General features: G+C 69.3%; 26 protein-coding genes and 2 pseudogenes. 11 read left to right on the forward strand and 17 right to left on the reverse strand.

Annotation, left to right across the window (positions count from 1 at the left end):
* Window positions 1–27: 27 nt before the first annotated feature.
* Together ACN28I_RS13510 and ACN28I_RS13515 are read left to right on the forward strand one after the other, a co-directional pair.
* Window positions 28–1803, forward strand: coding sequence for a DUF885 domain-containing protein (locus tag ACN28I_RS13510; RefSeq protein WP_420942451.1), 1776 nt, complete (start codon window positions 28–30; stop codon window positions 1801–1803).
* 62 nt (window positions 1804–1865) lie between these two features.
* Complete coding sequence (locus ACN28I_RS13515; RefSeq protein ID WP_420942452.1) at window positions 1866–2144, forward strand: hypothetical protein; 279 nt, start codon at window positions 1866–1868, stop codon at window positions 2142–2144.
* 81 nt (window positions 2145–2225) lie between these two features.
* Here the strand turns inward: ACN28I_RS13515 and ACN28I_RS13520 are convergent, their stop codons facing one another.
* On the reverse strand, window positions 2226–2861 hold the full coding sequence (locus ACN28I_RS13520) for an Hsp20/alpha crystallin family protein (RefSeq protein ID WP_420942453.1): 636 nt from the start codon (window positions 2859–2861) through the stop codon (window positions 2226–2228).
* A 174-nt stretch (window positions 2862–3035) separates the two neighbouring features.
* Here ACN28I_RS13520 and ACN28I_RS13525 point away from each other — a divergent pair, with 174 nt between their 5' ends.
* Window positions 3036–3683 (forward strand): TraR/DksA family transcriptional regulator, encoded by a 648-nt coding sequence (locus ACN28I_RS13525; RefSeq protein WP_420942454.1) that lies wholly within the window; start codon window positions 3036–3038, stop codon window positions 3681–3683.
* Here ACN28I_RS13525 and ACN28I_RS13530 read toward each other — a convergent pair.
* A complete protein-coding gene (locus ACN28I_RS13530) occupies window positions 3674–4591 on the reverse strand; it encodes an ATP-grasp domain-containing protein (protein WP_420942455.1) in 918 nt (305 codons plus the stop codon). The genes ACN28I_RS13525 and ACN28I_RS13530 overlap by 10 nt on opposite strands.
* Before the next feature lie 88 nt (window positions 4592–4679).
* On the opposite strand from ACN28I_RS13530, the gene ACN28I_RS13535 reads away from it, so the two are divergent.
* Window positions 4680–4838 (forward strand): hypothetical protein, encoded by a 159-nt coding sequence (locus ACN28I_RS13535; RefSeq protein ID WP_420942456.1) that lies wholly within the window; start codon window positions 4680–4682, stop codon window positions 4836–4838.
* Between the two features lie 96 nt (window positions 4839–4934).
* Here ACN28I_RS13535 and ACN28I_RS13540 read toward each other — a convergent pair whose 3' ends face one another.
* The gene (locus ACN28I_RS13540) at window positions 4935–5162 is read right to left on the reverse strand and encodes a hypothetical protein (RefSeq protein ID WP_420942457.1); all 228 of its coding nucleotides are present in this window, start codon (window positions 5160–5162) and stop codon (window positions 4935–4937) included.
* Window positions 5163–5327: 165 nt separating this feature from the next.
* Here ACN28I_RS13540 and ACN28I_RS13545 point away from each other — a divergent pair, with 165 nt between their 5' ends.
* Window positions 5328–5810 carry a hypothetical protein gene (locus tag ACN28I_RS13545; protein WP_420942458.1) on the forward strand — a complete coding sequence of 161 codons (483 nt, stop codon included), beginning with the start codon at window positions 5328–5330 and terminating at the stop codon, window positions 5808–5810.
* Window positions 5811–5815: 5 nt separating this feature from the next.
* Here ACN28I_RS13545 and ACN28I_RS13550 read toward each other — a convergent pair whose 3' ends face one another.
* The 8 genes from ACN28I_RS13550 to ACN28I_RS13585 form a co-directional block, all read right to left on the reverse strand.
* A complete protein-coding gene (locus ACN28I_RS13550) occupies window positions 5816–6772 on the reverse strand; it encodes a protein-ADP-ribose hydrolase (protein WP_420942459.1) in 957 nt (318 codons plus the stop codon).
* A gap of 34 nt (window positions 6773–6806) precedes the next feature.
* Window positions 6807–7649 carry an NAD-dependent protein deacetylase of SIR2 family gene (locus ACN28I_RS13555; RefSeq protein WP_420942460.1) on the reverse strand — a complete coding sequence of 281 codons (843 nt, stop codon included), beginning with the start codon at window positions 7647–7649 and terminating at the stop codon, window positions 6807–6809.
* 33 nt (window positions 7650–7682) lie between these two features.
* A complete protein-coding gene (locus tag ACN28I_RS13560; RefSeq protein WP_420942461.1) occupies window positions 7683–8663 on the reverse strand; it encodes a zinc-binding alcohol dehydrogenase family protein in 981 nt (326 codons plus the stop codon).
* Entirely contained in the window at window positions 8660–10339 is a 1680-nt protein-coding gene (locus ACN28I_RS13565) for a glycine betaine ABC transporter substrate-binding protein (RefSeq protein WP_420942462.1), read from the reverse strand. Before ACN28I_RS13565 ends, ACN28I_RS13560 begins: the two co-directional genes overlap by 4 nt.
* Window positions 10336–11112, reverse strand: a complete 777-nt coding sequence (locus tag ACN28I_RS13570; RefSeq protein WP_420942463.1) for an ATP-binding cassette domain-containing protein — start codon at window positions 11110–11112, stop codon at window positions 10336–10338. The genes ACN28I_RS13565 and ACN28I_RS13570 overlap by 4 nt, the downstream gene beginning before the upstream one ends.
* A gap of 254 nt (window positions 11113–11366) precedes the next feature.
* Window positions 11367–12134 (reverse strand): MBL fold metallo-hydrolase, encoded by a 768-nt coding sequence (locus ACN28I_RS13575; protein ID WP_420942464.1) that lies wholly within the window; start codon window positions 12132–12134, stop codon window positions 11367–11369.
* A 187-nt stretch (window positions 12135–12321) separates the two neighbouring features.
* Window positions 12322–12969, reverse strand: coding sequence for an alpha-ketoglutarate-dependent dioxygenase AlkB family protein (locus ACN28I_RS13580; protein WP_420942465.1), 648 nt, complete (start codon window positions 12967–12969; stop codon window positions 12322–12324).
* Between the two features lie 148 nt (window positions 12970–13117).
* Entirely contained in the window at window positions 13118–14014 is an 897-nt protein-coding gene (locus ACN28I_RS13585; protein ID WP_420942466.1) for a LysR family transcriptional regulator, read from the reverse strand.
* Window positions 14015–14108: 94 nt separating this feature from the next.
* Here ACN28I_RS13585 and ACN28I_RS13590 point away from each other — a divergent pair, with 94 nt between their 5' ends.
* From ACN28I_RS13590 to egtD, 5 genes are all read left to right on the forward strand, one after another.
* On the forward strand, window positions 14109–14702 hold the full coding sequence (locus ACN28I_RS13590) for an NADPH-dependent F420 reductase (protein WP_420942467.1): 594 nt from the start codon (window positions 14109–14111) through the stop codon (window positions 14700–14702).
* A 119-nt stretch (window positions 14703–14821) separates the two neighbouring features.
* Window positions 14822–15025 carry a tautomerase family protein gene (locus ACN28I_RS13595; protein WP_420942468.1) on the forward strand — a complete coding sequence of 68 codons (204 nt, stop codon included), beginning with the start codon at window positions 14822–14824 and terminating at the stop codon, window positions 15023–15025.
* Between the two features lie 107 nt (window positions 15026–15132).
* The gene (locus ACN28I_RS13600; RefSeq protein WP_420948633.1) at window positions 15133–17061 is read left to right on the forward strand and encodes an FUSC family protein; all 1929 of its coding nucleotides are present in this window, start codon (window positions 15133–15135) and stop codon (window positions 17059–17061) included.
* 120 nt (window positions 17062–17181) lie between these two features.
* A complete protein-coding gene (egtB, locus tag ACN28I_RS13605) occupies window positions 17182–18468 on the forward strand; it encodes an ergothioneine biosynthesis protein EgtB (RefSeq protein ID WP_420942469.1) in 1287 nt (428 codons plus the stop codon).
* Window positions 18468–19430 carry an L-histidine N(alpha)-methyltransferase gene (gene egtD / locus ACN28I_RS13610; protein ID WP_420942470.1) on the forward strand — a complete coding sequence of 321 codons (963 nt, stop codon included), beginning with the start codon at window positions 18468–18470 and terminating at the stop codon, window positions 19428–19430. Before egtB ends, egtD begins: the two co-directional genes overlap by 1 nt.
* 23 nt (window positions 19431–19453) lie before the next feature.
* Here egtD and ACN28I_RS13615 read toward each other — a convergent pair whose 3' ends face one another.
* The 3 genes and pseudogenes from ACN28I_RS13615 to ACN28I_RS13625 form a co-directional block, all read right to left on the reverse strand.
* Window positions 19454–19705, reverse strand: a complete 252-nt coding sequence (locus ACN28I_RS13615) for a hypothetical protein (RefSeq protein ID WP_420948884.1) — start codon at window positions 19703–19705, stop codon at window positions 19454–19456.
* A pseudogene (locus tag ACN28I_RS13620) lies at window positions 19641–19916 on the reverse strand (LysR substrate-binding domain-containing protein); the annotation flags it as partial. The gene ACN28I_RS13615 and the pseudogene ACN28I_RS13620, both read right to left, overlap by 65 nt.
* Before the next feature lies 1 nt (window position 19917).
* Window positions 19918–20547, reverse strand: a pseudogene (locus tag ACN28I_RS13625) (LysR family transcriptional regulator); the annotation flags it as partial.
* Between ACN28I_RS13625 and ACN28I_RS13630 the strand changes: the two are divergent.
* A complete protein-coding gene (locus ACN28I_RS13630) occupies window positions 20464–21561 on the forward strand; it encodes an alpha/beta fold hydrolase (protein ID WP_420942471.1) in 1098 nt (365 codons plus the stop codon). The pseudogene ACN28I_RS13625 and the gene ACN28I_RS13630 sit on opposite strands and share 84 nt — an antisense overlap.
* 92 nt (window positions 21562–21653) lie before the next feature.
* Here the strand turns inward: ACN28I_RS13630 and ACN28I_RS13635 are convergent, their stop codons facing one another.
* From ACN28I_RS13635 to ruvC, 3 genes are all read right to left on the reverse strand, one after another.
* A complete protein-coding gene (locus ACN28I_RS13635; RefSeq protein ID WP_420942472.1) occupies window positions 21654–22631 on the reverse strand; it encodes an SH3 domain-containing protein in 978 nt (325 codons plus the stop codon).
* A gap of 115 nt (window positions 22632–22746) precedes the next feature.
* Window positions 22747–23358 (reverse strand): Holliday junction branch migration protein RuvA, encoded by a 612-nt coding sequence (ruvA, locus tag ACN28I_RS13640; protein WP_420942473.1) that lies wholly within the window; start codon window positions 23356–23358, stop codon window positions 22747–22749.
* A complete protein-coding gene (gene ruvC, locus ACN28I_RS13645; RefSeq protein ID WP_420942474.1) occupies window positions 23355–23930 on the reverse strand; it encodes a crossover junction endodeoxyribonuclease RuvC in 576 nt (191 codons plus the stop codon). Before ruvC ends, ruvA begins: the two co-directional genes overlap by 4 nt.
* Window positions 23931–23982: the final 52 nt, after the last annotated feature.

The raw sequence follows: 23982 nt of genomic DNA on the forward strand, positions 1-23982 counted from the left end.
TGGTACGAGGCGGCACGGGAGAGAACCATGCACTCACGACTGCTCGCCGGCCTGGCGCTGTTCATCACCTCCTTCGCGGCACCGGCCCAACAAAAGACCGGGGACACGGGTTGGGTGGAGCGAAGCAACGCCCATGCCCAGGTGCTGCTGGACACCGTGGCGCGGTTCAACCCGGAGGAAGCGTCGTCCCTCGGCGTCACCACGACAGACGAGCAGGTCATCGACCTCGGTCCGCGCGTGGGCGAGCGCACCCGCGCCGCGATGGCCCAGGCCCAGGCCGAGCTGGAGAAGCGTCTCGCCGGGGAGAAGGACCCCAACGTCCGCCAGGACCTGCAGGTGCTCATCCAGTCCGCGAAGGACTCCATCCAGGGGTCCACGCTCGACGAGCGCTACCTCCTCCAGTGGGTCGACGCGCCGCAGGTGATGTTCCGGGGCCTGAGGGATCTACTGGATGAGGACATCGCCCCGGAGCGCCGCGCCAAGGCACTGGTCCGCCTGCAGCGCTACGTGGGCCTCGTGCCGGGCAGCACGCCGCTGACCGGGCTCGCCAGGGCCCGCTTCGAAGAGGGGCTGATCCAGCCCCAACTGCTGGGTCCGGTGAAGCTCGAGGTGGAGCAGGCGCTCTCCAACGCGCCCACCTATGTGAAGGGCATCCGGGACCTGTTCACGGAGTACAAGCTCTCCGGGGCCGAGCCCGCCCTGGCCGCGCTCGAGAAGCAGATCGCGGAGTACGGTCACTGGCAGCGCGAGGTGGTGCTGCCACGGGCGCGTGAGGACTTCCGCCTCCCTCCCGAGCTCTATGCCTTCGGGCTCAAGCAGTTCGGCATCGACATCCCGCCGGAGCAGTTGATGCGCCGCGCGCAATTCGAGTTCCTGGAGATCCGCGCGCAGATGCAGGCGCTGGCGCCCCTGGTGGCGAAGGCCCGGGGCTTCAAGGCCACCGGCTACCTCGACGTGCTGCGCGCGCTGAAGAAGGAGCAGCTCGGCCGCGAGCGCATCGAGGGACACTACCGGAAGGTCATCGGCGAGATGGAGCGGCTGATTTCGAAGCACCGCGTGGTGGACCTCCCGAAGCGCCCGATGGTGATGCGGCTGGCCTCGGAGGCCGAGAGCGCCGCGCAACCCGCGCCGCACCTGAGGACGCCGCAGTTGGTCGGAAACACCGGCGAGCGGGGTCAGTTCGTGCTCCCCCTGGGCAACCCGAAGAGTGGCGGCGGAAAGGGCGGGACCTACGACGACTTCACCTTCGGTGCGGCCGCCTGGACCCTCTCCGCCCACGAGGGCCGCCCCGGCCACGAGCTCCAGTTCGCCGCCATGATCGAGCGCGGCGTGTCGCTCGCGCGGAGCCTGTTCGCCTTCAACTCCGTCAACGTCGAGGGCTGGGCGCTCTACGCCGAGGCCGAGATGGTTCCCTACGAGCCCCTCGATGGCCAGTTCATCGCCCTGCAGTTCCGCCTGCTGCGCGCGGCGAGGGCCATGCTGGACCCCATGGTCAACCTGGGCCAGCTCACGCGCGAGGAAGCCGGCCGCGTCCTCACCGAGGAAGTGGGGCTCTCCGAGGCCATGACCCGGCAGGAGTTGGATCGCTACACCTTCCGCATGCCGGGCCAGGCCGGCAGCTACTTCTACGGCTACACCCGGCTCCTGGAGCTGCGCGCCGAGACGGAGATCGCTCTCGGCCCGAAGTTCGACCGCCTGGCCTTCAACAACTTCATCCTCGACCAGGGACTGCTGCCCCCGGACCTGGTGGCGAAGGCCGTCCGGGAGGAGTTCGTGCCGGCGCGCAAGGCCAAAGGACCCTGAGACGGCCCCCTGCTTGCACAGAGCCCATCTCCGGGCATGATGCGCCCCCATCGGAGGAGTCGATGAAGAACCGGATTGTGATGGCAGTGGCGGCCCTGGGACTGGCGATGTCCCTGGTGGGCTGCAAGAGCGAGTGCCGCGTCTCTTGCGAGAAGAAGCAGGAGTGCGTGTCCTCGGGCCTCGACGTGGCGAAGTGCACGGACACGTGCGAGGAGAAGGTCAAGAAGGACAAGGACTTCTCGGCCCAGGCGCAGGAGTGCTCCCAGTGCGTCAAGGGCCGGACCTGCTCCGAGACCATGAAGCAGTGCCTGGACGACTGCATCACCGTCGTGGGCTTCTGAGCCGCCGTCCGGCACGGGAGCGGGGCACCGCTCCCGGGTCACGGGGCCGTTTCAGTTGCTCTCCCTGGAGCGCCCGGCTGCTCAGGTCCCTGGCGGCTTGCGCGGCAGGTCCACGCTGAGCACGGCCTGCATCAGGTCCATCAAGCCGGGCCACGCCTCGGCCGACAACCACAGGCCCTCGGGCTCATGCTCGGCGTTCACCGCCAGTGAGGAGGACTCGAAGAGCCGCGCCGAGACCGCGCCCTCCTTCGGCAGCGTCCCGGACACCTGCAAGCGCTGCCCATCCCAGCTCAGCCCCGGCGGCATCACCTGATCCAGCACGGTGCGCAGCGCGGCCTTGCCCCCGCCCAGGCGCAACACGCCCTGCACCAGCGCCGAGGCCGCCCGGGACTCCTCCAGGTCCACCCGGCCCGGAGTGCGCAGCGTCAGGTGGTAGCGGCCCGAGGCGAGCTCCAGCCGCTCCAGGGCCACCTCCACGCGCAGCTTCCAGCCGGAGACCTCCAGCCGCACGTCATACGTCTGGGGCCCGTACGCCCAATCCCCCACCGAGAGCACCTTCACGTCCCGCAGCACCCGGCGTGCGAGGGCCTCCACCCGGGCGTGCGACAAGCGCACCCGCTTCCGGGCCACGTCCACCGTCACCTGGCCGGACAGGCCCGCGGGCAACTTCCCCACCCACTCCCGAGCGCTCTCCCACCACCTCGAAGCACCGGACATCCCTGGGCCCTCCTGGCAGCACAGTCTGGCCCCTATCTGGCCCCGGACATGGCCTGGATTCAAGCAAGGCGAGCATCCTCCCGCTTGCCCCCGAGCCCGCCGCCCCGGAACCGTCTCACTGAATGGGTAGGACGGTGTGCCCCCCCGGCCCCCTGTGATTAGATGTCCCCAGGCATGACGATCGGTTCCAAAGAAGGCCCCCCGCCCCCGTGGCCGGACATCCACCGGGCGGTCCTCTCCACGCTCGATGCGCTGGTTTCGTCCACTGGGTGGATTCCCACCGCCGCCACGGTCGGTATCGAGCCCGTTTTCGAGCGCGTGCTCCAGCAGATCTGCCAGCCCCAGGGGGTCAGCCCCGAGGCCTACATCGACGTCATCACCCGGGACGCCGGGATGCGGCGGGAGGTCCAGAAGCGGCTGTCGCGCCTGATGGAGACCCCGGCGTTGGTGAACATGCGCCGCGAGGCCCAGCGCCGCGAGGCCGAGCACCAGCTCCACGTGCTGTACTACGTCCTGTCCGGCCAGGAGCCGCCCGAGTGGGTGTGGTCGACGATCGACGAGGAGCAGCAGCAGCAGCTCCGGGACGCGGCGGAGTCGGGCGAGGATCGGGATCCCGTGCTGCTCCCGCGGGTGCAGAGCGCCCTGCGGAAGCTGGCGGCGGATCCCACGAAGTACGGCCAGTGCGAGGACTGCGGCACCGCCATCCTCCTCGAGCGCCTGCAGCTCGTGCCGTGGGCCGAGTGCTGTGCGGCCTGCCAGCGCAAGCGCGAGGGCGTCCCGGACGAGGCGCCGGAGCCCGCGGTGGCCGTCACCTACTTCTGACCGCGCGCGCCCTCCACCACGTGCCGGGCGATGGCGCGGCTGATGGGGTGTCCCAGCTTCAGCTCGACGTCCAGGTAGATGGGTGAGCTGTTGAGCTCCAGGAACACCCACGCATCGCCCTGGTGCTTGATGTCGAGGCCCGCGAAGGTGAGGCCGCACGCGCGTGCCGCCTCCCGGCAGAAGCGCCGCACGGGCTCGGGGAGCGCCACCTCGCGGTAGGAGGCCCCGCCCCCGCTGTAGATGGGGTCCGCCCGGAAGTCGAGGTGCTGCTCGGGCGTGTCGATGGCCACCGCGGAGACGATCTCCTCCCCTACCAGCATGATGCGCAGGTCCTCGCCCGGGGCGCGCTCCTGGAAGATGACGGGCGAGGCGGTGACGGCCTCGAGCCGCTCGAGTGCCTCGTCATCCAGCACCCGGGTGATGGCCCCACCCATGATGGGTTTGAAGATGACGTCCTTCACCTCGGCGTGGAAGGCGCGGATGGCGGCCGGGTCGTTCGAGATGAGCGTGCGCGGCACCTGGGCCCCGAGGCTCCGCAGCGCGTGGAGCTGGAAGGGCTTGTATTGCATGACGCTCGCCGCATGCGGGGCGTTGACCAGCGTGGCGCCCCGGTGGGCGAGCTGGAGCAACCACGCCACGAAGTACGAGGCCCGTTCGCGCGTGTGCATGAAGGTGGTGAACCAGTCCTCATAGAGGACGAGCTCGTCATCGCGCTCCAGGGCCGGCACGTAGGGCGAGGGAATGGAGCGCAGGTAGAACCCCCGGAGGTCGTCCACCGGCTCGCCGCGGTAGAAGATCCGCCCGTCGAGCATGGACAGCGGCACACCCCGGTCGAGCGCATCGGGCTCGATGAAGAGGGTGTCCGCGCCGAGCGCCGCGGCCTCGCGGGCCACTGCCTTGCACTGCACATCCGCCGCTCCACCAAAGACGCCGATCCTCAAAGGCACTCCCCCCGGGAAATGGACACCTTGAAGATGGACACACGGGGAGGATGTCGTGACGAAGACACGGAAGGGCCTGCTCTCCTTCATCAAATTCGAGCTGCCCAAGCGCAAGAAGCCCGACGACAAGCAGGCGAGCAAGCCGGACAAGCCCAGGCCCTCCGACCGGGTGACGTCCATGGCGGTGGGCGAGGAGGCAGGCAGCCACCGCTAGCAGGCCGGGTCGTGCGCAGAATGCTTGGCTGACGACCTACCAGACGGGTCGTTGCTCAGACGGGCGGCGGGGGAGACCCCACCGCCCGTTGTGTTTTCAGCGTCGCTTCCGGCCGGCCATGTCCGCCGAGATGGACGCGAACAGCTCCACCAGGAAATCGATGAAGACCCGGACCTTGGGGACGGCGGACTTCTGCCGCGCGAAGAGGGCGTGAACGATGCGCGGCTCGGGCTCGTACTCCTCGAGGAGGATCTCGAGCTCGCCGCGGGCGAGCTCCGCGGCCACGTGATATTCGAGGGTGACGCTGAAGACGATCCTGACCACCCATGGTCACCCGGACCACTACTTTGGTCTCGAGGTTGGTGCGCGCTGCCTTCCCCCAGGCGCGGATCATCGCCCCCCGCCGTCATCGCGGAGCTCAAGGCGCTCGCGCCGAAGCAGCTCGCGCAGTGGAAGCCGCTCTTCGGCGCCAATCTCACCTCCGAGCCGGTGGTTCCGTCCCCGCTCGCGGCGGACCAGCTGGAGCTGGAGGGTCAGCGGCTCAAGCTCATCGGCCTGAACCCCGGTGAGAGCGAGGCCGCCACGGCGGTGCGGATTCCCTCCACCCGGACGCTCATCGCAGGGGATACGGCCTACCAGCAGGTCCATGCGTATCTCGTGAACGCGGACGCCGCGTGGCGGGCGCAGTGGCTCAAGAACATCGAGCAGCTCGACAAGCGCGGCGCCACCACGGTCATCCCGGGCCACCGGGCGGAGAAGGCGGCCCTGGGCCCCACGGCCCTGCGCGAGACGGCGGCCTACATCCGCGACTTCGAGGCCTCGCTGCGGCGGCCAAGGACGTGGATGGCCTCAAGCGCCCCGTGCTCGCGAAGTACGGTGCATTCGAGCTCCCTATCATCCTCGACTTCAGCGCGCAGGCGGCGCTCGCGACGAAGGAGAAGCGCTGATTCTGGAACACTCGGGCCGCGCTGACCGGACTACCGGACGGCGTGGCCTTTCAATCCGTTAGTCGCCCTCTCGAGCACGCCCTCAGAGAGCGCCTGCGCGTAGGCGGCGCGGTCCGAATCGCTGAAGACGTTGAAGACGACCAGGTCCAACGTCCCCGGGTGCGCGCGCAGCCAGGTGCCCACGGCAGCGAGCGCCACGCGGGCCGCTGGGCCCTTGGGGTAGCCAAAGACGCCGGTGGACACGGCGCACAACGCGACGCTGCGCACGCCCGGCAGCGCCGCCGCGAGGTCCAGGCAAGCCCGGTAGCTGGAGGCGAGAGCCTCGGCGTGTTCCGGCCTCACGGGTCCGCGGACAATGGGCCCCACGGTGTGCAGCACGAAGCGCGCTGGCAGGTTGTAGCCGCGTGTGGCCTTGGCCGTGCCGGTGGGCTCGGGGCGGCCCTGCAGGGCCATGATGTGGGCACAGTCCTCCCGCAGGCGGGGACCGGCTGCGCAGTGGATGGCGTTGTCGATGCACGGATGGAATGGCTGGAAGCAGCCGAGCAACTGCTCGTTGGCGGCATTGGTGATGGCATCTACGGCCAAGGTGGTGATGTCCCCCTGCCAGAGGGCGCAGCGCGCTGCGGCGCGCCCGTCCCCCAGCCGCGGCAGTTCGGTGGGGGTCACGCGCGGGCGCGCCTGGGCCTCGCCCAGCAGCAGCCGGTCCAGGTCGTGGTGGAAGGCGTCCGGAAGAGGCGTGGGCCCACGCACCGTGAGCAGCGCGCGCAGGCGGGTGCGCGAGTCGAGGCCGCCCAGCGCCATGCCGCGCGCCTCGAGCGCCTCGTGGAGGTGCCCCGTGGTCCCGTCCACGCCGAGCTGCGCGAGCAGGCGCTGCACGAGCGCCGCGTGCTCACCGGGACCCACCGGGGGCGGTGGCGCGAAGGGCGTGTCGAGTCCTACCAGTGCTCGATAGGTGTCCAGCGAGAGCGGGGGCAAGGAGGCAGACATGGGAGACTCTCCTGTGGAAGGAATTCGAAGCGTGTCATGCCAGGGCAGCGAGGGCTTCGCTTGCCCCCACGGCGAGCGACACGGCGCACCCGGCCAGCTCTTCCGGGATCTCGGGGTGCGTGGGGTTGATGCGCACCAACCGCGCGCCGGGATGGTGGTGAACCAGGTGCTCCATGCGCCAGCGCACCACGGAGGGCGTGTTGAACCCGGCGCCCACCTCCAGCACCAGCAGTCGTTCCCGGGCGGCTGCGCGCACCCAATCGCGGAAGGCGCGTGCCTGGTCCACATAGGGCTCCTCGAGAAAGGTGTCGTCCCCGCGCACGTTCATGAAGACGGGGCCACCGCAGCTCGGGCAACGCGGGAGGGCAGAGGCATCCCGCACCTCCTGCGTCTCGGGGTCGAGCGCCGCGAGCGCTCGCTCGATGAAGGGCAGTGTGGGCCACGTCTCGCGCACGCACGGCCGACGGCATTGCATGCGCGCGTAGTCGCCCTGCGGCGTGAAGAGGGCGCCCGCTTCGAAGCCGTTGCGAGGGAACAGCATGTCGACGTTGGAGGTCAGGACGAAGGTGTCCTTGCGCGCTACGAGGGAGCGCAAGGCCTGGTACACAGGGTGCTCGTCCTGCCCGAAGCGCACATGCCTCACGTGCGTGGACCAGAAGCCCCAGAACTGCGCGGGCGTGAGGTCCTCGTAGCCGATGAACTGGTACTCGGCACGAAAGCCCATGCGGTAGAATGCAGGGTAGCGGCGCTTGAAGCTCGCCGTGTCCCCAAAGTCGAAGCCCGCGGCCGCGGACATCCCGGCCCCCGCGCCAATGAGGACGCGGTGACTTTCCGCGAGCCACGTGCGCACTCGCGCCACTGAAGCTTCCGATGTCATGACGAGTACTCCTCGAGGGCGCTGTACAGCGTGTCACGCGTCGACGACGACCACGAGCTTGCCGCTCCCCCGGTTCTCCTCCATGAACCGGTGCGCCTCCACGATTTCGTCGAAGCGGAAGGCGCGCTGCAGGTTCGCGCGGTAGCGGCCCGCGGCCACGCCGTCGACTATCTTCTGCAGCGCGGCGGTGCTGCGCTCGGCTGATGTCGTGCCGCTGTGGTAGGTCGTGAGCCGCACCGTCGAGGGGATGTCCTCCAGCGGCTCGAAACGCTCCAGCACCCAGGCGTTGCCCAGGATGCCGGTGTTGCAGACGATGCCGCCCGGCCGCACGGCGCGCAGCGAATCGAGCAGCGTCGCCGTGCCCACGAGCTCGAGCACCCCGTCCACCCCTGGCGGCACACGCTGCCTGACGTCCTCGGCGATGCGCCCCGTGTCGATGATGACGTCGTCCGCGCCGTTCGCGCGCAGCCCTTCGGCCTTCGCGGGGGCACGCGTGGTGGCGAACACGCGGAGGCCCATCTCCTTCGCGAGAGAGGCGGCTGCCATGCCGACAGACGACGTTCCGCCGCGGATGAGGAGCGTCTGGCCTGCCCGCATGTCCATGGCTTCGCTGAGGGAGCCCCAGGCCGTGAGGTACGTCTCGGGGAGCGAGGCCAGCACATCCCAGGGAAGCGTCGTGCGGACTGGGAGGACACGCTCGCGCGGGACGAGCGTGTACTCCGCGTAGCCGCCGTCATAGGCCCGGCCCATTTCGCCCATGAGCGCCACGACCGTCTGGCCGGCGGCGAGGTCGGTGCCACCCGCGTCGTCGACGACGCCGGCGCACTCGATCCCGAGCACGCGCGGGAACTGCACGCCCGGCGAGTGCCCCTGCCGCGTGAACAGCTCGGACCGATTCAGACCGAAGGCCCGCACCCGGATTCGTACCCACCCGGCGCGGGGCTCCGGGCACGGAATCTCCTCGAGCCGCAGTACCTCGGGTCCGCCGGGCCGATGGACTCGTATCGCTTTCATGGATGCACCTCCCGCCTCTGGATCGCTGCTGTCCTCTTTCGCAGCCGGCGCGGCCCGCGTCGGCGATGCGCGGGTGCGACGCGTCGTTCCACGAGTGCCAGCACGCCGTCCACGAGCAAGGCGAGCGCAGCGGCCGGCAGCGCACCGGAGAGCACCATCCGCGTGTCCGCGAGGGCAAGTCCGGTGACGATGGGCTCCCCGAGCCCGCCCGCGCCGATGAACGCGGCGAGCGTCGCCGCGCCCACCGTGACGACGGCCGCCGTGCGTACCCCCGCCATGATGACCGGTGCGGCGAGTGGCAGCCGGACCTTCAGTAGGCGCTGCGCTGGCGTCATCCCCAGCGCCTCCGCGGCCTCGACAGCGGACGGGTCGGCGTCGCGTACACCGGTGTAGGTGCCCCGCGCGATGGGGTAGAGCGCGTAGAGCCAGAGGGCGAGGAGCGCGGGAGCGATACCGACGCCCAGCAACGGCACCATGAATGCGAGCAGCGCGATACTCGGGACGGTCTGCAGGATCCCCAACCCACCGAGTGCTGGCCCGGCCGCGCGCCGCGCTCGCTCAAGCGTGAGCCCCAGCGGCACGGCGGCGAGCGCCGCGGCGATGAGCGCCAGGGTGACGAGCCCCAGGTGACGGAGCGTGAGGGACATCAACGTGTCCCGGCGCGTCCAGAGGTAGGCGCCGAACGAGCCGCCACGTGCCTCCGGCGTCACGGGTGGCGCCACGGCGGCCGGCCCGCTGCTCCCTCGCGACGCGTCGACCGACGACGGTAGCCCGAGCGCGCGAAGGGCGGACGCGGCGACGGCCCGAACCTCCTCCCCGTCCACCTCGACGCGGCGATTGAGCGTGCGCATGGTCGTCTCCCCGAGTCGCCCGCTCAGGAGCGTGAGCACGGCGACGACGTCGCTGCGCGCCGCCGCACGCGGCCCGAGGAGCGCCGCGGCCTCGTACGGTGGAAAGAAGTGACGGTCATCCTCGAGGACGACGAGGTTGTAGCGCTCAAGGAGACCGTCCGTGGAGAAGCCATCCACGACGTCGACCGCTCCTCCGGCGAGCGCCTGGTACTTGAGCGCCGGGAGGAGCGGCTTCACCGCGCCTGGCCGGATGCCGCTGCCGTAAGCCCGCACCAGCCCCGCGAGCCCGTCCGGCCGCCCCACGAAGTCCGGGGTGAAGCCCGCCGTCAGGTGCTCCCCCTCCCGCGTGAGGTCGCTCAGCGTGCGCAATCCGTACCGGCTCGCGATTTCGGGGCGCACCGCGATGGCGAAGGTGTTCTGGAAGCCGAGCGGCGGCAGCCAGCGCACGCCGTAGCGCGAATCGAAGGCGAAGGCGACGTGCGCGAAGACGCGCCGCGGGTCCGCGAGCGAGTCAGGCGGCAACGTGTCGTGGAGGATGGAGACCAGGCCGGTCCCCGTGTATTCGGGGTAGACGTCGATGGCGCCGCTGCGCAGCGCGCCGAACGCGATTTCGGTACTCCCAAGTCCCGGCCTCCGCTCGACAGGAATCCCGTGGGCCTCAAGGAGCTGGGCGAACATCTCGGCGAGGAGATACGACTCGCCGAAGGGCTTTGACGCAACGACCACCGGAGGCTGGCTCGCCCGTGCTTCCTGCGCGGCGGCCCGCCCGCCCCCGAACGGAACGAGGAGCAGGAGCGCCAGCGCTATCAACCCCCGCCAGGTCATGACTCGCTCCGGCGCTGCCCGCTGACCCTGGCGCGCTCGAGGAGAGACGCCACGTAGGGCGTCGCGGGAGAGGCGAGCATCGCGTCCAGCGTGCCGCGCTGCTCGATGGCTCCCGCGCGCATCACCACGATTTCGTCCGCCAGGAAGTCGGCCTCCTGGAGGTCGTGCGTCACCAGCAGCGTCGTGACGCCCAGCTCCCGGCGGAGCGCCGCACAGAGGGCGTGCAGTTCCGAGCGGCTGATGGCGTCAAGAGCGCCGAACGGCTCGTCCATCAGCAGGACGCCCGGACGGGCGGCGATGGCGCGGGCGAGTGCCACACGCTGCCGCTGCCCGCCGGACAGCTCGTGCGGGAAACGGTCCCCGAACTCGTCCGTCGGCAGCCCCACGAGCTCGAGCGCCCGCCTCGCCGCGCCGGAGGCATCCGACCGGCGAAGAAGGTCGGGCACGAGCGCCGCGTTGCGGAGCACGCTCCAGTGCGGCAGGAGACCGCCGTGCTGCGGGACGTACCCGATGTGCCGGCGCAGCTCGGCCGCGGGCTGCCGCGACACGTCGGCTCCGCCCACCAGCACCTCGCCGGCCGACGGCACGACCATGCGGTTGAAGCAGCGCAGCAGGGTCGTCTTGCCCGCACCGCTCTCTCCCACGAGGGCGACGCACTGCCCCTGCGCCACGTGGAGGCTGACGCCGTCGAGCGCGGTGACGGCACCCACCGTGTACCGCACGACGCGTGCTTGAAGCGACACGGGTCGGTCGAGCGACTCGGACGTGGTCATGTGCTCGGGTGAATCGGAGGTTCTGCTTCGTGCCATGTTGGGGGGAGTTGATACGCGGTGGCAAGGAGGTCGGGGCAGACGCGTCGAGGTCTGGACCTTCACTTCATGCGCCAGGCCCTCCCGCGCACCTTGGCATGGAAGGGCCTGTCAGGACGCCGCTCCTCGTCAGCGCTTGGTCGCGAGCGAGGACTGGGCGCTGAAGTCCAGGATGACGGGGAGCTCGTGGGCGCCGTACTTCTCGAGCATGGGGCGCTTCAGGCCATCCACGTCCTTGGACGCGGCGAGCGCGGCCTCGAAGTCGCGGATGTAGGCCGCCGTCTCGGCCAGGGCCTTCTCGCCCGTCGCGGGGGCGGCTGCTGCCCGGTGGCCGGGATGACCGTAGTGGCGCCGCGCTTGTCGAGCTGCTCGATGTTCTTGAGCCACTGTGCCCGCCGGGCCGCGTCCACCCCCACCAGATACGCGTGGACCTGCTGGTAGGCGGCATCGCTCGCGATGAGCGTCTGGGTGGAGGGAATCCACACCGCCGTGCCAGCCTCACTCTCACCGCCGTTGACGTTGATGAGCTCGAGCCGCTGCCCCTCCAGCTCCAGGGCGTCCGCGGTGAGGGCCGAGGGAAACACCGGCTTGGAGGTGAGATTGCTGCCGTACATCGGCTTCCACTGCGCCAGCTGGGCGGGGGCGTGCGCCTTCATCTCCTTGATGACGGCAGGCGTGGCGACGACCTTTGCCTGGGGGAAGGCCGCCCGCACCACCTCGAGGCCGAAATAGTGGTCCGGGTGCCCGTGAGTGATGAGGATGGTCTTCAGCGTCTTACCCGACTCGAGGACCTTGGCCACCAGCCGGTGCGCCTCGGAGAGCGTGAACTGCGCGTCGACGAGCACTGCCTCCTTCTCACCCGTGATGAGGGTGGACGTGACGAGGAACCCCGCGGGACTGGCGGTGACAACCTCCGTCTTGAGGGGCGCGGCGGCCTGAGCCGTCGCCGCGAAGGCGAGAGCGAACAGGGAGGAAGCGAGCTTCATGAGGACTCCAACGAGGTGAGAGGGCCGCTGAGAACGAGTGCTCAGTGCCGCCGCGAGATATGTCGGAAGAGCCTCCCAAGAAAAACGCCAGAGCGCTCAAAGCACCTTTGACCTGTCGTCATCAGTCCGCGCCCCGAGCTTCCCCGCGAGCGGTGGCCCGCTAGCGCGCTGAACTGGGCCCGTCCATTCAGAAGGCAGCCCGGCCGGTCCCGTCGTCGAAGGTGCGGAAGGTCAGGTTGATGCGCGGCGACGTGACGGTAAATGTCTTCATCACGGCATGCAGCCAGTGCCGCTGCGTCTCCCCGCGCATGACGATGAACTGGCCGTGGCGAAGCATCAGTTCACGCCTTTCCCGAGTCCGCTTGTGCATGAAGGCGAATTTGCGTGTCGCGCCAAGGCTCAGCGAGGCGATGGCCGTGTGCGGACCGTAGGCCGCTTCGCTGTCGCTGTGCCATGTCATGCCCTCTCTGCCGTCGTGGTACAGGTTGAGCACGCAGGAGTTGAAGCGTGTCTGCGACACTTCCTCCGCCAGGCGCTTGACGTCGTCGAGCAATCCCGCTGGCCAAGGTTGGGCCTGGCGAGGGATACCGGAATGCATATAGCGGAACGGCCGGTCCCCGTACCACAGCGCATGGCGCGCCGTTTCGGTCGCCACGCCATTGACGACGGCGATGTCGGGCCGCCAGGGCAGTTGGTTCAACAGGCGCTCGTACAAGGCATCCGCCTCGGCCGGGCCCAGCGCGCTGCCGTAGTCGTTGACGATACCGTCGCAGGGCAGCAGGTTGATGTCGGATAGAGAAGCGCCGAACAAATCGAAGAACATCTGCTCTGCCATGGAACCCCTATACGACGAAGTATGGCGGAATGGAGGCCCTCTTGCTGGGCGGCGGGCTGGTCTGCCCTGACCGCCTTCCTTCCGGAATCGGAACGCGCACTGCTCGATTCGGTCGGGTCGAGGCGCCCGTCTTGCGCCGGTGCACCGGTCACCGGTCGTTCGGCGTGAGAGGCCGCCGGGCAAACACGTCGACGAGATGATCGCGCAGTGCGGTCACCTTGCGCGGCAGGTGCTTCGCGGGTGGATGCACGAAGAAGAGCGTCCCCACGGTGAGCTTCCACGCCGGGAGCACCCGGACGAGCCGGCCTGCCAGCACATCCTCATGCGCCAGGTGGTTGGGGAGCACGCTCAGCCCCACGGCGGCGCGGGCCATGCCGTGCGCGAACAGGAGGTCGTCGGTGGAGATCCTCGCCGAGGACAGGTTGCGCAACTCCTCCGGCAGGCGGGTCAACCCCGAGAAGAGGACCCAGCGGTGCTTGGCGCACTCAGATAGAGCGCGTGGCGCGCCGAACTGCGCGACGTAGTTGGGCGCACCGAAGATGCCCAGTTCCACGTCGCCGAGACGGCGCGCGACCAGCGTCGAGTCCTTCAGCTTGTCCGCGAGGCGGAGCGCGGCGTCGAAGCCTTCGCCAATCAAGTCGGAGACGCGGTACGTGGGCCGCACGTCGAGGTTCACGCCCGGGTAGCGCAGCAGGAACTGCGGCAGGACGCCGACCAGGAAGGTCAGCGCGATGTCGACCGGCGCCGTGATGCGCAGGGTCCCTGACGGCTCCGCCTCCTGCTCCGGGATGGCGCCAGTGAGTTCCCGGTAGGCGGCCAGGACGGGCCGCGCCTTGTCATAGAATGCCGTGCCCGCCGTCGTGAGACGGACGTCGCGCGTGGTCCGGTGGAAGAGCTGCACGCCCAGTGACCGCTCGAGCGCAGCGACCCCTCGGCTGACGGACGACTTGGGGGCGCCCAGCTTGCGCGCCGCCTCAGAGATGTTTCCGCTCTCGGCGACCGCCACGAAGAGGGGGAGCAGGTTCCAGTCTGGCGTTCCAGGCATGGAACGCGTTTACCACCTTCCGCCACCTAGTGCTGATTCTGGAACGGCTTATTCTTCTCCTCGTTGCACCACACCTCGCATGGAGAACAGGACAATGACCACCCTCAAGATTGCCATCATCGGGAACGGGAACGTCGGAAGCGCCTTGGAGAAGGGCGCGCAGAGGGCAGGCTATGAGGTTCGCACCACCGGCGCTGACCCCACGGACGTGCGCGCCGCAGGCGCCTGGGGCGACATCATCGTCCTCGCCATCCCGGCCTCTGCGCGTCAGGACGCCATCAAGAACCTGGGCGACATCAAGGGCAAGACCCTGGTCGATCCGACGAACCTCCTCAATCAGGACTGGAGCTACGCGGGAGATCTCAAGAAGAGCGGCGCCGAGCAGGTCCAGGAGTGGGCCGCGGGCGCGCGCGTCGTCAAGGCGTTCAACACGGTGTTCGCGCAGAACATGGCCACCGGCAAGGTGAAGGGCGAGTCCCTGGGCCTCCTCGTCGCCGGCGACGACGCGGGTGCGAAGACGCAGGTGCTCGACCTCGGCAAGGCCATCGGCTTCGCGGCCGTCGACGTGGGCCCGCTGATCAACGCGCGCTACCTCGAGGCGCTCGGCTTCCTCAACATCCAGCTGGGCTACGGCCCCACCCAATACGGCACGGACCTCGGATTCAAGGTCGTCGGGCTCGGGAAGTAGTCGCGGCCCCGGCGCTCGCCGCAGCCGTCAAGCCATAAACAAGGACAGACCCAAATCCACCGCTCATGCGCCGAAGCGCCTGGGCGGCACACGAGTACAAAGAGTCAGGAGACAAGAATATGCCAGTTGTTCGCGTGAGTTGGTTCGAAGGAAAGAGCCACGAGATGAAGGAAAAGGTCGCGGCGGAGATCACGGACAGCATCGTCCGGAACACTGCGACTGACGCGAAGTACATCTACGTGATCTTCGAGGACGTGGCGCCGAGCAACTGGGCCGGGGAAGGCAAGCTCTTCGGCGGCCCAACGGCCGACGGCAAAAAGTAGCCTTGCTTCGTGCAATCCTGAGAGGCCTCCGGCGGGCGGCAGCGGCCAACGCCAATGTCCTAGCCGCCGCCTTCTCCGACCCGGCAGCCCGCAACGTCGCGATCCGATTGACCGTGGCATCCACGGTTGCCATGGCCGCGGCGACTGCCTTGTCCCTCCCAAACCCATGGTGGGCCGCCATGGCGGTGTGGATGGTGGGCCAGCCATCGCGGGGACTCCTGCTCGAACGCAGCGTTGCCCAACTTCTCGGCTCCGTTCTCGGGGCCGCAGCGGGAGTCGCGCTGGTCCTGCCGTGGCCCGGAATCCCGGCCGTGCCCGTTCTCGGCCTCGCGGTCTGGATCGCCATTTGTTGCGGCATCGCCAACGTGATGCGGCACCAGCGCGCCTACGGGGCGGCGCTGTGCGGGCTGACGTCCGCGGTCGTTGTCTCGCTCACGCTGGGGACTCACATCGATCCAGTCGGCTTTGCGGCCGCCCGCGCCATGGACAATGTGATCGGGATCGGCTCGGCGCTCCTCGCCGCGATCTCGCTCGGCCCGCCCTCGCCCGGCCCGACGGTCGCGAGCCGCGCCCGGACGGTGACGTCGCACGCCCTTGCGTTGATCGCGGAGGCTCTGGCCGGGCCCGGAAGGCGGTCGCTCGCACGGGAGCGCGAGTTCCTGCTGTCGCTCGCTTCCCTCGAAGCATCCGCCGAGGATGCAGCAGCGGGCTCGATCATGTCCCGGCGCAAGCTGAAGGAACTGCACGCCTTGTTCGCGTTCCTTCTCGACCTCGTCGTCGTCGCCCGGGCCATCCGCTCGCGCGAGGGTCCCGCACATGCCCCGGGGCATGCCGACATGGCTATCCTGCGAGAGGCATTCGACCGATCCGCTGGAGTCCTGGATGCGGGTGGCGATCTCGACGTCCAGACGATCCTCGCGGTGTCGCGACGGCTCGAGCAGGCGGACCCTGTGCTGTCCCCCGTTCTCGACGAAATGAGGACCCTCCTGCTCCGTGCCTCCGCGGGCTACGGACAGGTCATGGCTGCCGCGAGCCAGCCTGCGCCGCGCTGGTCGACCCCGCATCCTGACTTCGCGGCCCTGCGCCTGGCCGTGCTCAGGGGAGCGCTCGCTGTCTCCCTGACGGGGCTCGCGTGGCTCTCGATCGGCTGGGACCCGTTGCGCTACCTGGTGCTCGGCACCTGCATCTTCACGGTCCTGTTCTCCGCAGTGGACGAGCCCGTCCCGGTCGTTCGCCAGGTCCTTGTCGGCGGCCTCGGCGCGTCGGCGGCGGCCTTCCTGTGGCGCGTCGCGGTACTTCCGGAAGTCGCAAACGGCTGGCTCTCCCTCGCGCTTGCCGTTCCTCTTGTGTTCGGTGCGTCGCTGTTGCAGGCGAGACAGGGCACCGCCTTCGTCGGACTCGCCTTCAACATGCTCTTTGCGGTCCTCGCGCGCCCGGTGGACACGATTCCAAGCGCCCCGATCGGTCTCGCCGGGACCGAGGCGATGCTCCTGTGCGGGATTGCCACAAGCTATGCCTTCTATCGCTGGCTGCTGCCCATGGATACGCAGCGGCGCCGGAAGCATCTCAGGGCGTCCATCCGCAGGGAGATCGCCGCCATCTCGGTCCGAGCCGCGACCCCCTGGGCCGGGCGCCATCTGGCGCGCTTGCGGTATCTCGTGTTCAGTCTCGCGGTCCGGTCTCGCGGCCAGGTCCCCGAGGTTGAGGATGCGCTCGCGGCGCTCTCCCTCGGGCACGCGCTCTTCCGGCTCGGAGAGATGGGGTCCATCGCGGCACTCCCGGGCACGGGTCGCATCATTCGGGAAACGCTTCGCCTGACGGCTTCTCCCATGGACGATCCGCTCCGGGCCGGAGAAATGCTGCTTCGCCATGCCGCCCAGGCCAGCCCGACCGAGGGGACGGGCGACCCGTCCGCGGCGGCGCAAGCCAGCAGGATCCGTTGGCTCCTCGAACTGGCTGCGGGCGACCTCAACGGGCACCCTTCCATATTCGCTTCGCCGCAAGCAGGCGGCGGTCGGACGCCTCTTGGACGGTAGATTGGTGACTGCGCGGCAACGGTGTCTTGATGGGACTGGCATTTATCGGACTGGCCGCTCCCCGCATATTGCCGGAGGCAGCGGGGTGCTTCGCCCCGTGCTCTTCAAGACAGCGCCGCCATGACGACGAAGATGGGAATCACCGGCAAGCAGGTCGGAGTGACAGACGCGACGCGAGAGTTCCTGGTGCGCTGGGGGGCGGTGCGGCGGCAGACGGAGGCGCTCGCCGCGCCACTCACCCCCGAGGATCAGCAGGTGCAGTCCATGCCGGACGCGAGCCCCACCAAGTGGCACCTCGCGCACACCACGTGGTTCTTCGAGGCCTTCGTGCTCGCACGCCTGCCGGGCCATCACCCCTTCCGGCCCGAGTACGCCTTCCTTTTCAACTCGTACTACGAGGCAGTGGGGCCGCGTGTGGCGCGCGCCGCGCGCGGGATGCTGTCGCGCCCGGGCCTCGAGGAGGTGCGCGCCTACCGCGCGCACGTGGACGCGGCCCTTGCACGCCAGCTCGAGGCCGGTGCGCTGGACGCGGACGCACTCGCCCTCGTGGAGCTCGGCCTGCAGCATGAGCAGCAGCACCAGGAGTTGCTGCTCACCGACGCGAAGCACGCGCTGGCGCAGAACCCGCTGCGGCCCGCGTACCGCGAGGCGCCGGCGGCCACGGCCGCACCGCACGCGCCGCCACCTCTCCGCTGGACGCGCTTCGACGAGGGCCTGGTGCACGTGGGACACGCGGGCACGGGCTTCTCCTTCGACAACGAGCGGCCCCGCCACCGCGTCTTCGTGCCGGGCTTCGAGCTCGGCAGCCGGCTCGTCACGTGCGGGGAGTGGCTGGAGTTCATGCGCGACGGGGGCTACGCGCGGGCCGAGCTGTGGCTCTCCGACGGATGGGCCGCGGTGCAGGCGCACGGCTGGCGCGCGCCGCTGTACTGGGAGGAGCGCGAGGGCGCGTGGTGGCACTTTACGCTGCACGGCCTGCGCCCAGTAGACCTGGCGGCGCCCGTGTGCCACGTGAGCCACTACGAGGCGGACGCGTTCGCCCGCTGGGCCGGCGCGCGGCTGCCCACGGAGGCTGAGTGGGAGGTCGCCGCCGCGGGCCGCTCCGTCACGGGCAACCTGCTCGAGGCCGGCACGCTCGCCCCGCGCGCGGCCCCCGCGGGCGACCTCGCGCAGCTCTTCGGCGACTGCTGGGAGTGGACGCAGAGTGCGTACCTGCCGTACCCCGGCTTCCGCTCCGAGCCTGGCGCGGTGGGCGAGTACAACGGCAAGTTCATGTCTGGCCAGTGCGTGCTGCGCGGCGGCAGCGCCTTCACGCCGCAGTCGCACGTGCGCGCGAGCTACCGCAACTTCTTTCCGCCGGCCGCACGCTGGCAGGTGAGCGGGCTACGGCTCGCGAGGGAGGCCTGATGTTCCAAGTCACGCAGCTCATCGCCGCGCCCCCGCTACCGGACTGGGCCGAGGACGTGCGCCGGGGCCTCACCGCCAGCCCGCGCCGTCTCCCCGCGTACCTGCTGTACGACGCGCGCGGTTCGGCGCTCTTCGAGGCCATCACCCAGTTGCCCGAGTACTACCTGACGCGCACCGAGCGGGCCATCCTCCGTGCGCACGCGTCGACCATCGCCACGCACAGTGGCCCCGCGGCGTCGGTGGTGGAGCTGGGCGCGGGCACGGCGACGAAGACGCGCGTGGTGCTCGATGCGGTGCGCGCCATTCGCGGCAGCGTCGCCTTCCACCCCATCGACGTCTCACGTGACGCGTTGGACACGGCCACGCGCGCACTGGGAGGGCCGGGCATCTCGGTGCACCCGCTGGTCGGCCGCTACGAGGACGCGTTGCCGCTGCTTGACGGGCTGCCGGGACCGCGGCTCGTCTTGTTCATCGGCTCGAGCGCGGGAAACCTCGGCCCGGTCGGCGCGCTGCGGCTGCTGACGCGCGTGCGCCGCTCGCTCGTGCGCGGCGACTGCCTCGTCCTTGGAGCTGACCTTCCCAAAAAGCCTGGGGTGCTCCTACCAGCCTATGACGACGCGGCCGGGGTGACGGCCGCCTTCGAAAAGAATGTCCTCGTGCGGCTCAATCGCGAACTGGGCGCGGACTTCGAGCCGGACGCCTTCGAGTATCGCGCGACGTGGGACGCGCGCGCATCGTGCGTCCGGATGGGGCTCGAGTCGCTGCGCGCGCAAACGGTGCACCTCCCGGCGCTCGGCCTCACGCTGCGGCTCGCACGTGGGGAGCATGTGGAGACGGAGCGCAGCTACAAGTGGTCGACCCACGTGCAGCAGCAACTGCTGGCGCGTGCGGGCTTCAAGCCCGAGCGGGTCTTCACGGACGCGCGCGGCTGGTTTGCCGTGCACCTGGCGCGCGTGCCTTGAGTGGCATGCCGACTCTCGCTTCGCTACCCGCGGCGCTTGCGAGGCGCCTGATGCGGCGGCCTGGCCCCGAACAGCTCCGCGAGGAAGTCCACGAACACCCGCACTTTGGGGACGGCGGACTTCTGCCGCGCGAAGAGCGCATGGACGGTGCGCGGCTCGGGCTCGAGGTCCTCGAGCAGGACATCGAGCTTCTCCGCGGGTGAGGTGCGCGGCGACGTGGTACTCGAACGTCTGCGTGATGCCCAGGCCGGCCAGGGCCGCGTGCGTGAGGACATTCCCGGAGCCGGCCATCAGCCTGCCCCGGGCCAAGAAGGTCAGCTCCCCGGACGGCCCTTTCAGCCGCCAGGGAAGGGGCCCGGTGCTCGCCAGGTACCCGATGCACTCGTGCTCGCGCAATTGGGCGAGTGTCCGCGGCCTGCCGTGCTTGGCGAGGTAGGCGGGGGAGGCGACCAGCACCGAGCGCGCAGGGGCGAGCCGGCGCGACATGAGCTCCCGAGTCGCGGGAGGGCGCAAGACGGATGACGACGTCGACGCCTTCGGCCGTGGGCTCGATGAGCCGGTCGCGCACTGTCAAGTCGACCGAAACGTCTGGGTAGCGCTCCAGGAACTTCGGGAGCACCGGCCCCAGCACGAAGTCGGCGAGCACCACCGGGACGTCCACCCGCAGGCGGCCGCGGGGCATCACGCTCGCCTGCGTAACGGCGGCATTGGCTTCCTCCAGCTCGGTGAGGATGCGGCTGCAGCGCTCGTAGTACGCAGCCCCCTCGTCCGTGAGGCTGAGGCTACGCGTGGTGCGGTTCAGCAGCCGCGCCCCCAACCGCTCCTCCAGTCGCGAGACGATGCGACTCACGCCCGAGGGCGTCAGCCGCAGGCTCTCCGCCGCGCGGGTGAAGCCGCCCAGATCCACGACCCGGGTGAAGACCTGGAAGCTCCGAGAAGGGGTCCATGCGGACAACGCTCGCAGGATTGATGACGCGGCGTCAACGGTGTCATGACTTTCATGCCGTTTATTTCGCGGAACGGGTCCCGCATCTTGTTGGACATCTCGCAGGACAACACGCTGACTCTGGACACTCAGACCGCGCTGAATGGACGACCGGACGGCGCGACCTTCCAACTCGTTGAGATGAACATGCGAAAATCGATGTTTTTGGCCGCCTGCGCCCTGTCTTGGATTCTGTCCGCCAGCCAGGCGATGGCCGCGCCTGCCTTGTCGGTGCTGGGCAAGGATTACACCTTCCCCAACAAGATCGAAGGCCTTCCGGCCAGGCTGTCGGACTTCAAAGGCCTGCAGATCAATTCCTTTGAGACCAGTGATGGCGTGAAGCTGTCCTATTGGGAAGCCGGCGAGGGCAAGCCGCTGATCTTCATTCCCGGCTGGTCAGCCAATGGCGCGGAGTACATCAATGTCATGTACCTGCTCAGCAAGCACTACCACGTCTATGTCCTCGATCCGCGCAACCAGGGCCTCTCCCAACGGGTCGACTACGGCACGCGGATCTCGCGCTTCTCGATGGACCTCAAGGAGTTCTCCGCTCACCTCGGGCTGAAGTCGGCCGATTATTGCGGCTGGTCGATGGGGGCGTCCGTCCTGTGGGGCTACATCGACCTTTTCGGCACGAAGGGCATCCGCAAGGCAGTGTTCGTCGACGAGCCGATCTCGATCTACTCCCACGCCGACTGGTCCGAGCAGGAGCGGCTCGACGCCGGGGGCATGACCACCTCGCCCGAGCGCATGGTCGCCGCCTTCACGGCGGGCGCGCCGACCAACAGCCTGGTCGTCGACATGAAGCCAATCGAGCGCGCCATGGCGAAGGACTCGCCTTACTTCGTGAACTCCGAGAGCTTCGCGAACACGTTCATCAAGAACGACCCGAACTATCTGGCCAAGGTGCTGTTCGACCACGCCACCAATGACTGGCGTGACGTGATCCGCCACAAGATCGACGTGCCCGTGGCGATCTTCTCCGGCGAGTACAGCAACAACCTGCCGAGCCAGCGGTGGATGCAGTCGGTGATCCCCGGGGCGACGCTTTACGCCTACACCAAGGCCGAGCAGGGCGACCATTTCCTCATGTTCAAGAACCCCGTGAAGTTCACAACCGATCTTCAGTCGTTCCTGGAGCGCTAACCCGCCCTCCGGGCGCGAGCTTCCAAAAGTTGTCCGACAGTTGGACAACTTCGCGCCGCTCGCGCCCGGCAGGCCGGTGCCGTGGGCGGAGCCTACGGCGCGAGGCCGTCCATGATGGCCTTCAGCTCCCGCATGGACTCGAAGGACTCGGTGCGGTTGGGCGCGTACCGGGCCGACGTGGACCACCCGGTGCCGTAGCACCAGCCGTAGCTGTTGGTGACGCACTCGTAGGTGACGGTGGTCTCCTGCAGGGTGATGCCCACCGCGTGGTTGCGCAGCAGCCAGGACTTCCGCAGGTCCCCCGAGGCGTTGACGATGCTGTTGTACGTGCTCGTCCCGGTGGCGTAGCCGGCCTGGTTGGCGCTGGCGCCCAGCACCTGGGCCTCGGTGATGGTGGAGTGGATGGAGGCCGAGGTGTTCTGCACTGTGGCCATGCTGAAGTTGGGCACCTGCACGCCGGAGATGCCCACCTGCCAGGCCCGGCCCGCCACGCACACGTCCAGGGGCCCGTAGCGCACATCGCCGCTGGTGGTGTTGCAGTTGGAGTACGGGAAGGGGTTGGCCAGGTCGAGCACGCCTTCCTTGAGCGACCACCACGCCACGCGCGAGGCCACGGTGAGGCGCGCGTCGCGGGTACCCTTGAGCTTCGGCACGGTGTACGTGGCGATCCACCGCACCCACTTCTCCTGGGTGGCGCTGAGCTGGTAGCCGTTCACCCACAGCCCGGCGACGACATTCCAGTAGTCCCCGTGCGCCCAGCCCACGGTGCCCTGGTAGTCCACCTGGTAGAAGCCGTTGCTCGGCGTGGCGTTGAGCACGGTGGCCGTCTTCAGGTACGGCACCGTCACGACGACGCCGTAGGTGGTCCCGGGGCCCGAGCGCAGGTTGACGCCGTCGGTGGCCGTCACTTGCACGGTGGAGCCGCGCACGGCCCCGCTGATGACCGCGGCGGTGTCCGTCTCCACCTCCCCCGCGGGAACCTGGGAGGACTCGTCCAGCTCCGGGCCGCAACCGGCCAGCACGGTGGCGAGCAGCAACGGCAACAGCGAACGCGAGCCTGCGACCTTCATGGGGTGACTCCTCGAGAGGGGGGACCGCCACGGGGCAGCGGGCGGCCTCCCGCTCTTATCACGGGCTTCCCGGACAGAGCAGGAGTCACTGGATTTGTAGTTTTCCGGATACCCCTCAGGCGCCGGTGCGCAGCGACTTGAGGGCCTCGCGGAAGAGGGCCTGGAAGGCGGCCTCGGCACCGAGCCGCTCGCTGGCGGACTCCGCGGCCTTCTCCGCCTGGGGCTGCTTGTAGCCGAGGTTGATGAGCGCGGAGACGAGGTCCGCCCTGTGCCCGGACTCGGGAGTGGCGGGCTTCGCCTCGGCGGCCACCTGCTCCAGGTGCAGCGTCTTCACCTTGTCCTTGAGCTCCAGCACGAGCCGCTCGGCGGTCTTCTTCCCCACCCCGTGAATCTTGGTGAGGCGCGCCACCTCGCTCCTGCTCAGCGCTGCCACCAGCTCCGGCACCTCCATGCCGGAGAGCACCGCCAGCGCGAGCCTCGGCCCCACGTGGGACACCGAGTTGAGCAGGAGGAACAGCTCCTCCTCGGCGCGGCTGAGGAAGCCGAACAGCTCGAAGGCGTCCTCGCGCACCACGGTGCGCACGCGCACCTGCACGGGCTGGCCCTCTTCCGGCAGCCGCCCCAGCGTGAGCGAGGAGAAGAACACCCGGTACCCCACCCCACCCACGTCGATGGTGGCCTCCTCGAGGCTCTTCTCCAGAACGTTGCCACGCAGTGCCGCGATCATCGCGCCTCAGGCCTCCTGTAGGACGGCGTCAGCTTGTCCGCGAGCTGCGCCTGCGCCGACTTGCGGCGCGTCTTCGAGGGCTTGGCGCCCGACACCGGCACGGCGGACCGGCCATGGTTGAGGTGGCAGATCGCCACCGCCAGCGCGTCACTGGCGTCCGAGCGCTCCAGCACCTCGATTTCGAGGAAGGTACATACCATGCGCGCCACGGCGTCCTTGTCGCCAGCGCCACCGGCCCCCACCGCGCGCTTCACCCGCGCGGGCGGGTACTCGTGCACGGAGAGCCCCGCCTGGGCGGCGGCCAGCAGCGCCACCCCGCGGGCATGCCCGAGGATGAGCGCACTGCGCGCGTTGCGGAAGGTGAAGACGCCCTCCACCGCCACCGCCTGGGGCTTGTAGAGCTTCACGGCCGTCAGCAGCCCGCCATGCAGCTCCTTGAGCCGCAGCTCCAGCGGGGCGTCGGGGTCCACCTTGATGACGCCATGGCCCACGTGCACCAGCCGGCCGCGCCGCTCCTCCACCACGCCATACCCCATGAAGCGACTGCCGGGGTCGATGCCTAGGACGCGCAAATGCCTCTCCGGGGACAACGGAACAGGGGTTCAGCCTGCCCTATAACGCGCG

Origin of the sequence: Archangium gephyra (assembly GCF_049060025.1) — a bacterium.
Lineage (GTDB): Bacteria > Myxococcota > Myxococcia > Myxococcales > Myxococcaceae > Archangium > Archangium gephyra_A.

What these genes read in the sequence shown, in the direction of transcription:
- ACN28I_RS13595 (WP_420942468.1), top strand. Translation starts at nt 14,822, where the DNA reads ATGCCAGTTGTTCGCGTGAGTTGGTTCGAAGGAAAGAGCCACGAGATG.
- ACN28I_RS13525 (WP_420942454.1), top strand. Translation starts at nt 3,036, where the DNA reads ATGACGATCGGTTCCAAAGAAGGCCCCCCGCCCCCGTGGCCGGACATC.
- ACN28I_RS13550 (WP_420942459.1), bottom strand. Translation starts at nt 6,772, where the DNA reads ATGTCTGCCTCCTTGCCCCCGCTCTCGCTGGACACCTATCGAGCACTG.
- egtB (WP_420942469.1), top strand. Translation starts at nt 17,182, where the DNA reads ATGACGACGAAGATGGGAATCACCGGCAAGCAGGTCGGAGTGACAGAC.
- ACN28I_RS13565 (WP_420942462.1), bottom strand. Translation starts at nt 10,339, where the DNA reads ATGACCTGGCGGGGGTTGATAGCGCTGGCGCTCCTGCTCCTCGTTCCG.
- ACN28I_RS13615 (WP_420948884.1), bottom strand. Translation starts at nt 19,705, where the DNA reads ATGTCCTCACGCACGCGGCCCTGGCCGGCCTGGGCATCACGCAGACGT.
- ACN28I_RS13555 (WP_420942460.1), bottom strand. Translation starts at nt 7,649, where the DNA reads ATGACATCGGAAGCTTCAGTGGCGCGAGTGCGCACGTGGCTCGCGGAA.
- ACN28I_RS13520 (WP_420942453.1), bottom strand. Translation starts at nt 2,861, where the DNA reads ATGTCCGGTGCTTCGAGGTGGTGGGAGAGCGCTCGGGAGTGGGTGGGG.
- ACN28I_RS13585 (WP_420942466.1), bottom strand. Translation starts at nt 14,014, where the DNA reads ATGCCTGGAACGCCAGACTGGAACCTGCTCCCCCTCTTCGTGGCGGTC.
- ACN28I_RS13515 (WP_420942452.1), top strand. Translation starts at nt 1,866, where the DNA reads ATGAAGAACCGGATTGTGATGGCAGTGGCGGCCCTGGGACTGGCGATG.
- ACN28I_RS13635 (WP_420942472.1), bottom strand. Translation starts at nt 22,631, where the DNA reads ATGAAGGTCGCAGGCTCGCGTTCGCTGTTGCCGTTGCTGCTCGCCACC.
- ACN28I_RS13560 (WP_420942461.1), bottom strand. Translation starts at nt 8,663, where the DNA reads ATGAAAGCGATACGAGTCCATCGGCCCGGCGGACCCGAGGTACTGCGG.
- egtD (WP_420942470.1), top strand. Translation starts at nt 18,468, where the DNA reads ATGTTCCAAGTCACGCAGCTCATCGCCGCGCCCCCGCTACCGGACTGG.
- ACN28I_RS13510 (WP_420942451.1), top strand. Translation starts at nt 28, where the DNA reads ATGCACTCACGACTGCTCGCCGGCCTGGCGCTGTTCATCACCTCCTTC.
- ACN28I_RS13570 (WP_420942463.1), bottom strand. Translation starts at nt 11,112, where the DNA reads ATGACCACGTCCGAGTCGCTCGACCGACCCGTGTCGCTTCAAGCACGC.
- ACN28I_RS13580 (WP_420942465.1), bottom strand. Translation starts at nt 12,969, where the DNA reads ATGGCAGAGCAGATGTTCTTCGATTTGTTCGGCGCTTCTCTATCCGAC.
- ACN28I_RS13575 (WP_420942464.1), bottom strand. Translation starts at nt 12,134, where the DNA reads ATGAAGCTCGCTTCCTCCCTGTTCGCTCTCGCCTTCGCGGCGACGGCT.
- ruvA (WP_420942473.1), bottom strand. Translation starts at nt 23,358, where the DNA reads ATGATCGCGGCACTGCGTGGCAACGTTCTGGAGAAGAGCCTCGAGGAG.
- ACN28I_RS13590 (WP_420942467.1), top strand. Translation starts at nt 14,109, where the DNA reads ATGACCACCCTCAAGATTGCCATCATCGGGAACGGGAACGTCGGAAGC.